Source organism: Methanobrevibacter sp. V14 (assembly GCF_963082475.1).
Lineage (GTDB): Archaea > Methanobacteriota > Methanobacteria > Methanobacteriales > Methanobacteriaceae > Methanocatella.
The window spans coordinates 35,571-48,363 of record NZ_CAUJAM010000006.1 but is presented as its reverse complement, the minus strand read 5'-3'; the positions used below and the strand labels follow the sequence as shown (position 1 = coordinate 48,363).

The following is a 12,793-nucleotide window of genomic DNA, read 5'->3' as shown; positions in this document are numbered from 1 at the left end:
TCAAAAAATAATACTGAAATTCAAAATAATTAATTTGATAGACACTCCAAAAAAGAGTTAAGACTTCTAAAAAAAATTAGAAAGTCTGTGTACCGCTTTCTGGAGATAAATTTACACTTTGCGAATCTAATAATTTAGTTCCACCTTCATCATATAAATTAATTTCAGCATAATCCGGGAAGTATTTATATGCATCCGCACTTCTTACATTAATATATCCTGAAGAATCAACAGTTTTTGGAACCATATTTCCATCATTTAAAGTAGATCCGTCACGAGAGTAGAAAATCTGAATTACCACTTTCTCGCCAGAGTGTTGCGGACCAACATAAATACTGGCATAAGTTAAATCGTTAAGACCACCACCTGTTTCAAAAATTCCACCCAAAATACTCATAGAAGAAGAACTGGATTGAGAAGAAGTTTTTTCAGAATCATCATCTGAAACATGACCAGAATTATTATTTTTAGCTATTGGCTTAAAATCATCTTGAGAGTTATCTCCAAATCCATAAACATAAACAAAAGCCCCAGCAAGAACTATAGCTACAACAATTAATGCAACAATAACATATTTAGTAGTGTTATCATTACCGGAGTTATTATTCATTGAATTAATCATGTTTTCATGATTAATAGCCTTCTTCTTAAGAGGAGTTCCACATTTCTTACAAAATTTAGCACCATCATTATTTTCACTATCACATTTAGGACAACGCATGATATTATCACCAATGAAATTAATTAGATAATAATATTTTAGTAACAATATTTAATAAAGTTATGTAATTGAATTCAAATCTAGAAATTAAAATCAATTCAGCTAGGAATTCAAAAAAAAAGTGAAGGTAAAAAAAGAGTTAAAAGATTAAATAAATGATTTAATCATAGAATTTTCCTAAAAATTCTTTCATCCTCAAATTATCAGATGAAAATACTTCTTCAGGAGTGCCTTGCTCAACAATGACTCCGTCGTCCATAAAAATAATATTATCAGCAACTTTACGAGCAAAAGCCATTTCGTGAGTAACAATTACCATTGTCATATGTTCAGCGGCAAGATTGCGAATAACAGTTAAAATTTCACCAGTTAATTCAGGATCCAATGCTGATGTTGGTTCATCAAAGAATAAAATATCTGGATTCATTGCAAGTGCTCTTGCAATAGAAACACGCTGTTGCTGACCTCCGGATAACTCACATGGATAAGCATATTCCTTATCTTCCAAATCCATTTTTTTAAGTAAATCTCTTGCAGAGGCATAAACTTCTTTTTTATCTCTTTTTTGAACTCTTAATGGTGCATTAGTAATGTTTTTTATTACAGAATGGTGTGGAAACAAATTAAAATTTTGGAAAACTAAACCGAAAGTTCCATCAAATCTTATATCCCCACTATCCTCTTGTTCTAAGTCAGTGATGCATCTAAGTAATGTTGATTTGCCTGAACCTGATGGACCAATTATTGCTAAAACTTCACCTTTTTCTACGCTTAATGAAATATCTTTTAAAACAACATTATCATCAAAGCTTTTTTTAAGATTTTTAATTTCCAGTAAACTCATAATATCGCCTATTCATAATAATCCATTCTTTTTTCAAGATATTCCATTGCAAATGCAACTACAACATTAAATACATAATAAAAAATACCTGCAACTAGCAATGCTGCAATTGAAGCATCAGCAGCTGCAATTTGTTTTGCAACTGTAAACATTTCTGGTATTGCAATTACAAATGATAGTGAAGTGTCTTTTACAAGTGTAATTACTTCATTAGTTACGGAAGGAAGAATTACCTTAAATACTTGAGGCATGATAATTATAAAAAATGTTTCTAATTTTGAATAACCAAGTACTTGTGCAGCCTCATATTGACCACTGTTAATAGATTCAATTCCTCCCCTATAGATTTCAGCAAAATAAGCAGCATAATTAATTGTGAATGCAATAATAACTGATATAAACCTATAGTCAGCAGAAAGACTCCAACTAAATACATAATATGGTGCAAAAAATACAACAATTAATTGTAACATTAAAGGTGTACCTCTCATTATTGAAATATATATCTTCATTAACCATCTAAGTGGTCCAAACTTACTCATTCTTCCTCCGGCTACAACTAAACCCAGAGGAAGAGAGAATAATAATGTAAGTAAAAATATTTCAACTGAGGTAACCAAACCTCCAAGTAATTGGGCAATTACATTACCTAATATCATATAACTAATTCTCCCCTCTCAAACTAATAATTTATGGTTGGATTAAAGCATCTTCAGAAATACCGTATTTTTGAGCGATTTTTAAAACAGTACCGTCTTCAAACATATCATTCAATGTTTCCTGTACTTGATTTTTTAAATCGTCATTTCCTTTTTTAAATCCGATACCATATTTTTCAGTTGTGATATGCTCATCCAATATAGAAAAATCATCTGGATTTTTTTTGTTTTTGATATCATACTCTGCAACACCAATATCCATAGCAACTGCATTACATGCACCAGATTCTAAATCCATAAATGCAGTATTATAATCAGCTACTTCAGTTAAGGTCGCAAAAGTATCTGCAATAGTTTTGTTATCTCCTTGAAGAGCAGCAAGTGCGGAGGAATCTTTTTGTGTTTCAACAGTTTTACCTTCTAAATCAGAAATAGTTTTAATTCCGGAATCAGATTTTACAACAAAAATTTGTTTGTTGTCAAAATAAGGGTCAGACCAAAGGTAATCATTTTCCCTTCCATCAATAGTGAATCCGTTCCAAATACAGTCAATAGAACCAGATTCTAATTCTGCATCTTTTGCATCCCAATCAACAGGTTGAGCTTTGAATGTCCAATTGTTTCTTTTACAAACTTCTTTTGCCAAGTCTAAGTCGAAACCAGTGTAGTTTCCACTATCGTCTTTAAATCCATATGGAGGGAATTCCGCATCAAAACCAACAATGAAAGTTTTATCATCATTAGCAGAAGCATCACTAGATGCATCATCTCCACCCAAAAAGTCAAATAAACCAGCGCTTGCAGTACCCATAACTAAGAAAGCTACCAATACTAAAGCAAATATAATACCTATCTTTTTCATTTTTAAACACCAAAATAGTTATAACTATACAGTAGAAAATATCTACTAATATTAATTTTATTTAATTAAATATATTAATTTAATTATTTAATGTTCAAAATGAATTATTACTTTTTAATATTTTTTAAAAATCTAAATGGTTTTGTTATCTTACAACTTGAAGACAATAAAATATTTTCATTAATTTGTTTCGATTTTTTATTTTCATTTATTAATTTCTTATTCTTCTTTTTCTTTTGAAATTTTTAATTTACAGTCATTAATTAACTATTCACAACAATCATCTGATTTTAAAACATGATTATATCCCGTTAAAGCATGTTTTTTAACAGTTTTTCATTTTAATCTCTAAATTTGAATATTGATTTCTAGCTTTTTTAAAACAACAATCATCTGAAGTTAATTTGATATAAATTAATATTTGCACAATTTAAGAAAATAAACTCATTCTAAACTATTATAAAAATCATTGGATTATCTGTTGAACCGTTAATACAATTTATTTCAATTATCGCAAAAACTTTGATTACCTAGAATATAAACATGTTCTCAGATATTTTAATCCTCATAAAGAGAAGTTTCACACATTTAACATGATGAAATTATTTTATAAGATTCCTAAAGCTTTGCTTATTTTACCAATATTAGATGATTTAAATTCTTTATTTTCTTTTTTAAGTTTTTTAACTTTACGTTTTAAATCACGTTTGGAATTATATTCATTTTCGTACAATTCATTGAAAATGTTAATCGATTATTTAGATAATTTTGATTAATGGAATAATTCTCATCTTTAAATCCATAATCATCAAGAATTTTAACTAATTGGGTTAAACAAGCATCATAATCATTAATATTTGATTTATACTTTAAATTAAACTCTGAAAGTACACTTCTATCCTCATATAATGCCCATATATCGCTTCCAGAACCAAGATAATCTGAAAGCTTAGAAGGCAAATAAGGATTTAGTTCAAAATTATCATTGGTATTTATATCATTTACAATCAAAACATCATATTTGGTTGTTACATTTAAAAATTCAAGATAATCGAGGGGTTTTTTTATAATAAAGTTATCTGAAGGCAGTAACCTATCTAAAAGTTTTTCTTCAGATAAATATAAATAAACATTAATTCTGTACTTAAATTTATGATTTAAAGCACCAACAGCATAAAATAAACTTTCAAAATGTCTTTTTGAATAATAATCCTTACCAAAATAAGCAATATTTATATAGTTATCATCTAATTTTAAATTTGATTCAGTAATTTGATAATATTTATTTGGCAGCGTAGGATGCATCCTTACTTCACTTTTATTTAAAACAAGATTTTTTACATCAATTGGAAACTGATTTAACATTATTTTTCTTTGATTTTCATTTGTAAAAATTACCTTATCAGCAAATAAATAAACCAAATACTCAGCAATGAAATATGCTGAAGAGTTATCTTCGTTATTATCTCTCTTTTTAAAAATCTGAATTTTTATAATCTCTTCTTTTAGTTGAATTTCATCTGTCAATTTCTTTAGTTTGATTTTCATTGGCTATTTTTTCATAGCGTCTAAGGAATGCCACACACAATATAATTTTATGGAATAATTGATGATGATTTAGACAGATACCGGAATGATTGGAACTGTCAACTACTAATGAGATCTAGGAGTCTATAACACGCCAATCCAGAATCCATAGACAAAGAAATAATTTCTTAATGGTTTCGGTAGGTTTTTCAAGAAGGTTTTTTTCGATTTTATTGTTTATATTTATTATATTTTTGTCTGTAAATTGATTTATGAAATGCAATTTTCAATAGCATTTGTGTTGAAAGTTTTATAAATAGAATATTTGTGTTAAAATCCCATAAATTTAATTATTTACCAATCTTTTAAATCTTGATAAGTCATATTAACATTAAGGGGAGTCAAACTTGGTCTTTTTTCAACTATTAATGCATACCCATCACTATTTTCATCATATTCTTTAACAAGACCAGAAGTAATCATGATTAAATCGTCGTTTTTTTGATTCTCTTCCAATGGATAATTAAATATTTCCGCTTTTTCCTTATCATTATTATCTATAACATTTTTATTAAGCATTTTAGGAGCTAAATGTGTAATTTTAACACTTTCCGATTCATAATTTGTTGGCACATTTAAGTTAAACAAATCAACTTCTTTTGGAAATCCGTCATTAATTATTTTTAAAACTAAATCATGGAGAACTTTCTTTGCTAAAGTAAAATCATAATCCACATACCATTCACCATTCATATCTTTCTTATATGATGTTTTAGGATCTATGAATAATGAAGTTGCAATTGCAGGAATGCCTAAACTAACTGCTTCTAAAGCAGCGCAAACTGTACCTGATGAAGTAATATCGCAACTTATATTAATTCCAGCATTAATTCCCGTTATAACCAAATCAGGCTTTTCGTTCATTACATAATCTGAACCAACAATAACACAATCAGCGGGACTACCTGAAACAGAATAAGCCAAACTACCATCATCAAGTTTGCAGGAATTAATTTTTAAATGTTTAAATAATGTTAGACGACGACCGACACTGCTGTTATTTTTATCGGGAGCTACAACCACAACATTGGCTATATCTTCAACAGCTTGCTTTGCAGCCAGTATCCCTGGTGCGAAAATACCATCATCATTAGATATTAAAATATTCATAATATCAAAACCTTAAATTGTATTAATATTATATTTAATTTTATAGTTAAAAAAATTATTTTTTATTGGAGCCGAATTAACAGACTTTAATTCAAATTTTCCTGTTTAGTGATGCTGAAATAACTCTTTTTTAGCGTGAATTATAAAAATTTAATCTCTAATAGTTAATTAGAGATTTAATTGCTATTTTTATAATTAAACAATTCTAAAATGATTTTAACAATTCATATAACCTTGGAATTGCTTGTTCAAATTTAACTCCATAGGTATGATTTTCATCACCTATTGTTTTTTCAATAGATAGTTTAGTAAATTCACCAGCTATTTTTGCTGCTGAAGCTGGAGATTTACCTATCATTGTTGATCCTACAAAAGATGAAGCGAATACGTCCCCAGTTCCATGGGATACATAATCTATTTTTTCATTATACACCATTTCACAACTAAGTTCTTTTTTATCAAGGATAACCATTCCTAGTTCATCTTCTTTATGAGTATCCCCTTTTAGAATAACATGTCTTTTTGTAAAATCAGAAAGCTCATTTGCCATTTCCAACATTTCATCATGTGAAAATTCTTCTTTCCAAGGTTTATGCAATATATAACAGGCTTCAGTAGTGTTTGGAAGTATATAATCACCTAATTTACAAAGTTCAGCCATTTTATCTGCAAAATCTTGGTCAAAACCATTATAAAATTCACCATGGTCAGCCATAGCCGGATCAACAAACACGAGTCCGTCAGGTTTTAATCTAGAATCAATAATGTCTTTAATATAATCTAATTGTTCTGCTGATGCAATAAATCCTGTGTATATGGCATCAAAATAGATCCCTTCACTTTCCCAATGTTTTTTGATATTTGGGAGATCTTCTGTTAAATCTCTAACTGTATATCCTGTAAAACCGGATGTGTGTGTAGATAAAACTGCAGATGGAAGAATAGCAGTTTCTATTCCGAAAGCAGAAACAATAGGTAGTGCAACTGTTATTGAGCACTGTCCAAAACAAGATATGTCCTGTATAGTTAAAATTTTTATATTATCCCTCATTTTCTAACCTTAAAATATTTTTAATTTTATTGGTAATATACTTTTATTTTCCTTTTACTATATATATTTTTAATTTTATTTTTATAAAAAGAATTATTAAAGCGATTATAAAAAAAACAGTGTTATTAAATTGGAGACAGTATTTTAAAACATTAATTGTTAATATTGCTGATAAGAATATCCATTGTAATTTTATTGTCCTAAGCATTATGAAAATTTAGGTATGCCTAAATATTTATATAGTATTTAAATATACTATTATATGACCCAAAATAACAAGGAGGTAAAATTATGAATTTAGAAGGCGTAGAAAAAACCATGTTTTTAACATTATTTGCAAAAGCACAGCATTCAAAAGAAAAGAACCATAAGTTTTACGACAGAAAAGCAATAGAAGTAGTATCAAAAATCGATTATGATTTTACACTGGCCGACAACGACAGATTTATGAAATATGACGTAATAGCAAGAACAATATTGCTTGATGAAATGGTATCTGACTACATTGGAACACATCCACACTCAACAATTATCAATATTGCCTCTGGAATGGATACAAGATTCGATAGAATCGATAACGGTTTAATAAGATGGTATAATATTGATTTAGAAAACTCAGCTAATTTACGGCTTAAATATATAAGGGATAGTGAAAGAGTTAAAACTCTTGCATACTCTGCAATGGATCCTAGCTGGCCCAATGATATTAGAATAGAAAGCGGCAATGTTTTAATAATAATTGAAGGCCTAACCATGTATCTGCAAGAGAATGATATTTCAAATATGTTAAAAATAATATCTGACAATTTCAGACATTGCACAATATATGCTGAAATAATGCCTCCGGTTTGTCTTGAAAACATGGCTAAATCATTTGAACAAACCGATTCTGAATATATGTGGGGTGTTGCTGAAGGTTCTGAATTGCTGAATATTAATTCTAACTTTAAATGGATTCGTGATGTGAATTTGTTTGAAGGAATGGATAAATATAAACCAATAATCAGGTTAGTTTCTTGGTTACCATTTTTAAGAAGAAAAATGGATTATATTGCTGTTTTAGAAAAATGAATGATTGTTTTAAAACAATTATTCAGTATTTTTTAGAAAAATTTTGTTAAACTCAGTTTAGCCGGAACCGGTTGTGTTTTAATCCAATTCTTTTTTTAAATGAATATTATGTAGTAGTTTTTAAATCTAATTCTGTTGTATAAATGATTGTCCTAATGAAAATAGGTTCCATTTCTGCATTATCTTAAAAAATGCTTTTTCAAATTCTTTAATTGTGTTGAAATAATCATAACTAAATGATATTGGGACAAATTAAACACTTCCTTCAAATAACTCCAAATAATGAATAAAAAAGTATTTTATAGGCCATCTACATAAATAGCAATAGATTATTTTATTATTAAACTGGATGAGAGTTATGAATATCGGAAAGTTAGTTGGCAATACGCCACTGATAAAAATCAATTATGAATATGAAGGCAGATTAAGCAGTATTTACACTAAACTTGAATTCTACAATTATTCTGGAAGTATAAAAGACAGAATTGCATTATACATTATTGAAAAAGAAAAAGAAATCGGCAATTTAGTTGATGGCCAATCAATAATTGAAGTTACCAGTGGAAATACAGGTATTGCTTTCAGTGCTATTGGCGCTCTTTTTGGCCATGAAGTTCATATTTTCATGCCTGATTGGGTATCAATTGAGAGAAGAAAACTTATTGAAATGTATGGTGCTCAGGTTCATCTTGTATCCAGAGATGAAGGTGGATTTAAAAAAGCTCTTGAACTTGTTGACAAGTTTGCAAAAGAAACAAATGCATATAGACCTCTTCAATTTGATAATGAATTAAATATTGAAGCTCAATATGAAACAACCGGTCAGGAAATAACTGATGCTATCCCTGAAGTAAACGCTTTTATATCAGGCATTGGAACTGGTGGAACACTTATGGGAATTGGAAAAAGAATCAAAGAGCATAATCCTAACGCTAAAGTGTTCGCCCTAGAACCTTCTACATTATCAATCCTTAAGATGGGAATGGAAAAGGGGAATCATTTAATTGAAGGCATTGGTGATGATTTTATTCCAAGAATAGTTGATAAAGATTTAATTGATGATATTGTTTTAATTCATGATTATGATGCTATTAATATGTCTAAAAGATTAGCTAAAGAATTTGGCTTGGGAATTGGCATTTCCAGTGGAGCTAATTTTTTAGCTGGAGTATTAATGGATAATGATGATATGACCATGGCTACTGTTTTTCCAGATGACAACAAAAAATACATTACCACTAAATTATCTGAAGAAATTGATGATAATCCGGAATTAATTTCAAATAGAATAAGGCTAATTGATTTTGAAGTAATTTGAACACTTTGCTAGATTAAATAATTTTAGCAACAACATACTCTTCTAGAAAAACAAATAATACTTTTGCTTTTCTACCTTCATTTACCTTATTTTTAATTTGAGATGCACTTTTAGCACCTCTCATTAATGTATAATCGCTGTTAGCAACATAACCTATTTTTTCACCATCCAAACAAACGGCAATTGCATCACCATCATGTTAATTATCCTCTTCTATAACCAAACTAACAACAAGGCCTTCTGAAGGTGTAAAATTATAAAAATAGCTTCCAGTAATATTTATCAAAGTATCTGTCGTGTTATTTAAATATTCGATTTGATTTTCCAGCTCTTTTAGTTTATCAAATTCCTTAAAAGCAATCAAATAATATCTTCTAGCTCCATAAATCTTCTAAGATCTCCGCCTTTAAAAAATAAAATTCACTTAAATCTTCACCTTCAGGATGTATTTCCAATGATTTATTGATCAAATCTAGGGCCTTTTCATATTCAGCATCTGGAAAATAGCTGACTTTAGCATATTTATATAATGTATTTGCTTTATTTGTTTTTACTTCATCACATTCATGCAACATTAATGATTTATCATAACATTCAATTGACTCATCATATCTCGATAAATTATCTAGAATTATTGCTTTGAGATTCCAGTTTTTATAATCATTTTCAATTTTAAGAATTTCATCTATCAGGTTCAACGCTTTGCTGAATTTTTGTTCCGCTATCAATTGATTCAAGTTTGAGGTTTTTGAAAAGTTTAATCTAGATTGATAGGTATTGTCCCTGTTAGGAGATTGTTTTTTCCTCTTCATTGCAATCAACTAAAAATATTTCAAAATTTAATTCATTATTGCATTTTTGGCTATTTGAGGTGTTCCAAGGATATGTTTACATCATCTAACATGTTTTTCCAAGTGTTAATCGTTTAGCAGTTCCATCCATATTATCCTAATTAAGGTTTAAATTATCCACTGCATTTATTAATTCTAACATATGCCTATCTTTTTCATATTGAGGGGCAAAGCTATATTCTTCAAAGTAAAATGCAGGTATTCCATTTTCATTCAATGGAATAGTTAAATAAGATCCGCTGGTTGTTGATTGTGGAGCATAATATGTAATATTTTCACAGTTTTGAGAAACATTATCTGCATATTCCGCACCCATACATTCTTTCAGTGGACAAAATACAAATGTTTTAAAATCGTATGCTCCAATATTTGAATGAACATCAACAGCCAATTCATAATCGCCATTTACAATTTCTGGATATACATATTTATAAGCCAAATTTTGCCCGTTTTGTCTACCTGGATTTTCATAATTATCCAGCCCATCACCATAATAGCCAACATCTTCCGTTATATTAATAACATAAATATCATAACAATAATTAAGATTGGACATATTTGGAAGTATTTCAACTAATGTTTCATGGGTTAGATGTTCTAATGGGTGCATTCCAACCACATAAGCTATTTTCTTAGAATTTGGATTGCCTATATTTTTTATTACTTCAACGCTGCCAGGTTCATCTGAATTATTCGCTATAGTTTCCCTATAGGATTTACCATTTGAATTTGATTGATTATTAAGAGTAGTGATAATGAGCAGACAAAATATTAAGATTATAACTATCAGTATTGTAATAATTATATATTCTTTTTTCATATCCAACAACTATAAATCATAATGAATATTGTGTAATTTATATAAACATACAGAACTACTTGAAGGAAATGCGTAAATCATATAATCAAGCTCTTCCAAGGTTATTTTCTTGTTAATAATAAATGCAAACATATTAACTATGTTTTCAGCTTCAGCAGAATATACTTCAGCACCTACAATTTGCAAGTCCTTATCAACAATCACCTTAGCTTCAGCGGTTGAATCGTTTTTAAGAACTGGTGAGTATGATCTTCCATATTTTATTGTGTGAACTTCATAGTCATCACTTTCCTCGCCGACATAAGCCGGCACTCCAACAGTTCCAATTCTAGGAATGGTGTATGCTACTGCAGGAATTACAGGATATGTAATGTCATCAGCTTCACCCAGCAGTTCCTTTGCAAGATATTTAGACTGATGTATTGCAACGGTTACGAGCTTAGCAACATTTGCATCTGCAACGTCCCCTGCGGCATATATATTTGGCACTTCAGTTTGCAAGTGTCCATTTACCTTAATTCCACTTCCCTTATAAGTCAGTCCGACATTTTCAAGACCTATATCTTCCACATTAGGAGTTCTGCCTATTGCAGAGATTACATAATCTCCAGTTAAGCTTAATCCACTTTCACAGTTAACAGTAAATCCATTTTCATAAGCAACATTATCAATTTTAGCTTCAGGATCTCTTAAGAATTCATCTGAATTCATTGCACTTGTAACATTTAATAATTTAGCTTCAGGATTTTCAATTTCAACATTACTTATTATTTCTGAAACATTTTCTCTAAAGTGGAAACGAATATTTTTCTCCTTTAGAATTTCAATAACCTTTTGTACATATGGTTGGTGGAAGTATTTTAAGGCCATATCCCCTCTAATTATTACATCAGCACTAAGTCCGGCTTCCGCCATAATTGATGCGAACTCCATTCCAACAAAACCGGCGCCAATAATTATTGCATGTTTTGGAAGCTCTTCTATATCCAAATAATCATTGCTGTCATGCAAATATTCTTTTCCGGGAATATCTGGAATTATGGGTTTTAATCCGGTTGCTATTACAATTTTATCTGTTGTAAATTCTTTATTGCCTACTTTTACAGTATGCTCATCTACAATAATACCTTTCCCATGGGCTACATCAAGATCATATTCATCGAATTTATTATCTAGAAATATTGACATGCCGGCTATTTTTTTACGTTTTAATTTCATTAAATCCTGCCAGTTAACCTCAAAGTTGCCTGCTTTTCCATAACCTTCAAAATTATCTGCTAGTGCTTTTATTTCATATGGCGAATCTATAATGGCTTTTGAGTTGCAACCTCTATTTGCACATGTCCCTCCATATAAACTTTCTTCAATGATTAAAACTTTAAGTCCGGCTTTTCTTAGAAAACGACCGCCTTGCCAAGCTGCATTTCCACTTCCAATATAAATAACATCATAATTCATAATTATAACCTCTAAATCTATAATCTGTCAAAAATGATATAAAATTATATCTGAAAATATAGTTTTTTTTATCAGAAATAAGTTCACAGATAAACCCATACATTCACATTTTAATAAATACTATTTATTTTCAAAACATTAAGGATAATGTAAAAATTGATTCATTAAAATAATAGTTTTATTCCTGACTTCCATTTTTATGAGGGATAAATTACAGCATATTTCTTGAAATTATGCAATAGCACACCGAGATTACACACATTTTATGAAAAAATTTCCGCGAAAGCAAAAGTTCAAGTGAAAAATAATATTAATGGAAACATGCTAAAAATAAGAACAAATCTCTTAAAATGATTATTAAGATAAAACAAACAAAAATTTCCATAGGATTTCTACAATGTTAAAAATAGATTAGAAAAATTTTGGCATAAACCAAATTTT

At 29.3% G+C, this 12,793-nt stretch carries 14 protein-coding genes; 2 read left to right on the top strand and 12 right to left on the bottom strand.

Annotated features, from left to right (window positions below):
* Positions 1-76: 76 nt before the first annotated feature.
* The 7 genes from Q9968_RS02235 to Q9968_RS02205 form a co-directional block, all read right to left on the bottom strand.
* Entirely contained in the window at positions 77-721 is a 645-nt protein-coding gene (locus Q9968_RS02235; protein ID WP_305513060.1) for a zinc ribbon domain-containing protein, read from the bottom strand.
* Between the two features lie 160 nt (positions 722-881).
* Entirely contained in the window at positions 882-1,565 is a 684-nt protein-coding gene (locus Q9968_RS02230) for an amino acid ABC transporter ATP-binding protein (protein ID WP_305513058.1), read from the bottom strand.
* A gap of 8 nt (positions 1,566-1,573) precedes the next feature.
* Complete coding sequence (locus tag Q9968_RS02225; RefSeq protein ID WP_305513056.1) at positions 1,574-2,224, bottom strand: amino acid ABC transporter permease; 651 nt, start codon at positions 2,222-2,224, stop codon at positions 1,574-1,576.
* A 31-nt stretch (positions 2,225-2,255) separates the two neighbouring features.
* On the bottom strand, positions 2,256-3,086 hold the full coding sequence (locus Q9968_RS02220; protein WP_305513054.1) for an amino acid ABC transporter substrate-binding protein: 831 nt from the start codon (positions 3,084-3,086) through the stop codon (positions 2,256-2,258).
* Positions 3,087-3,782: 696 nt separating this feature from the next.
* Positions 3,783-4,613, bottom strand: coding sequence for a hypothetical protein (locus tag Q9968_RS02215; RefSeq protein ID WP_305513052.1), 831 nt, complete (start codon positions 4,611-4,613; stop codon positions 3,783-3,785).
* A gap of 354 nt (positions 4,614-4,967) precedes the next feature.
* Entirely contained in the window at positions 4,968-5,783 is an 816-nt protein-coding gene (gene surE, locus Q9968_RS02210) for a 5'/3'-nucleotidase SurE (RefSeq protein ID WP_305513050.1), read from the bottom strand.
* Between the two features lie 205 nt (positions 5,784-5,988).
* The gene (locus tag Q9968_RS02205; protein ID WP_305513048.1) at positions 5,989-6,834 is read right to left on the bottom strand and encodes a pyridoxamine kinase; all 846 of its coding nucleotides are present in this window, start codon (positions 6,832-6,834) and stop codon (positions 5,989-5,991) included.
* A 291-nt stretch (positions 6,835-7,125) separates the two neighbouring features.
* Here Q9968_RS02205 and Q9968_RS02200 point away from each other — a divergent pair, with 291 nt between their 5' ends.
* Complete coding sequence (locus Q9968_RS02200) at positions 7,126-7,905, top strand: class I SAM-dependent methyltransferase (RefSeq protein ID WP_305513047.1); 780 nt, start codon at positions 7,126-7,128, stop codon at positions 7,903-7,905.
* A gap of 358 nt (positions 7,906-8,263) precedes the next feature.
* Entirely contained in the window at positions 8,264-9,223 is a 960-nt protein-coding gene (locus Q9968_RS02195; protein ID WP_305513046.1) for a PLP-dependent cysteine synthase family protein, read from the top strand.
* Positions 9,224-9,236: 13 nt separating this feature from the next.
* On the opposite strand, the gene Q9968_RS02190 is transcribed toward Q9968_RS02195, so the two are convergent.
* From Q9968_RS02190 to Q9968_RS02170, 5 genes are all read right to left on the bottom strand, one after another.
* Positions 9,237-9,395, bottom strand: a complete 159-nt coding sequence (locus tag Q9968_RS02190) for a hypothetical protein (protein ID WP_305513045.1) — start codon at positions 9,393-9,395, stop codon at positions 9,237-9,239.
* A gap of 27 nt (positions 9,396-9,422) precedes the next feature.
* Positions 9,423-9,587: a hypothetical protein gene (locus tag Q9968_RS02185; protein WP_305513044.1), complete on the bottom strand. Its 165-nt coding sequence runs from the start codon at positions 9,585-9,587 to the stop codon at positions 9,423-9,425.
* 10 nt (positions 9,588-9,597) lie between these two features.
* Positions 9,598-10,035 carry a hypothetical protein gene (locus tag Q9968_RS02180; RefSeq protein WP_305513039.1) on the bottom strand — a complete coding sequence of 146 codons (438 nt, stop codon included), beginning with the start codon at positions 10,033-10,035 and terminating at the stop codon, positions 9,598-9,600.
* Between the two features lie 136 nt (positions 10,036-10,171).
* On the bottom strand, positions 10,172-10,894 hold the full coding sequence (locus Q9968_RS02175) for a hypothetical protein (protein ID WP_305513037.1): 723 nt from the start codon (positions 10,892-10,894) through the stop codon (positions 10,172-10,174).
* Between the two features lie 9 nt (positions 10,895-10,903).
* Positions 10,904-12,352 carry an NAD(P)/FAD-dependent oxidoreductase gene (locus Q9968_RS02170; RefSeq protein WP_305513036.1) on the bottom strand — a complete coding sequence of 483 codons (1,449 nt, stop codon included), beginning with the start codon at positions 12,350-12,352 and terminating at the stop codon, positions 10,904-10,906.
* Between the last annotated feature and the right edge of the window lie 441 nt (positions 12,353-12,793).

Bases quoted from the DNA above. Each gene is read 5' to 3' on its own strand.
- Q9968_RS02195 (WP_305513046.1), top strand. From the start codon at position 8,264: ATGAATATCGGAAAGTTAGTTGGCAATACGCCACTGATAAAAATCAAT.
- surE (WP_305513050.1), bottom strand. From the start codon at position 5,783: ATGAATATTTTAATATCTAATGATGATGGTATTTTCGCACCAGGGATA.
- Q9968_RS02230 (WP_305513058.1), bottom strand. From the start codon at position 1,565: ATGAGTTTACTGGAAATTAAAAATCTTAAAAAAAGCTTTGATGATAAT.
- Q9968_RS02200 (WP_305513047.1), top strand. From the start codon at position 7,126: ATGAATTTAGAAGGCGTAGAAAAAACCATGTTTTTAACATTATTTGCA.
- Q9968_RS02175 (WP_305513037.1), bottom strand. From the start codon at position 10,894: ATGAAAAAAGAATATATAATTATTACAATACTGATAGTTATAATCTTA.
- Q9968_RS02235 (WP_305513060.1), bottom strand. From the start codon at position 721: ATGCGTTGTCCTAAATGTGATAGTGAAAATAATGATGGTGCTAAATTT.
- Q9968_RS02225 (WP_305513056.1), bottom strand. From the start codon at position 2,224: ATGATATTAGGTAATGTAATTGCCCAATTACTTGGAGGTTTGGTTACC.
- Q9968_RS02170 (WP_305513036.1), bottom strand. From the start codon at position 12,352: ATGAATTATGATGTTATTTATATTGGAAGTGGAAATGCAGCTTGGCAA.
- Q9968_RS02220 (WP_305513054.1), bottom strand. From the start codon at position 3,086: ATGAAAAAGATAGGTATTATATTTGCTTTAGTATTGGTAGCTTTCTTA.
- Q9968_RS02180 (WP_305513039.1), bottom strand. From the start codon at position 10,035: ATGAAGAGGAAAAAACAATCTCCTAACAGGGACAATACCTATCAATCT.
- Q9968_RS02205 (WP_305513048.1), bottom strand. From the start codon at position 6,834: ATGAGGGATAATATAAAAATTTTAACTATACAGGACATATCTTGTTTT.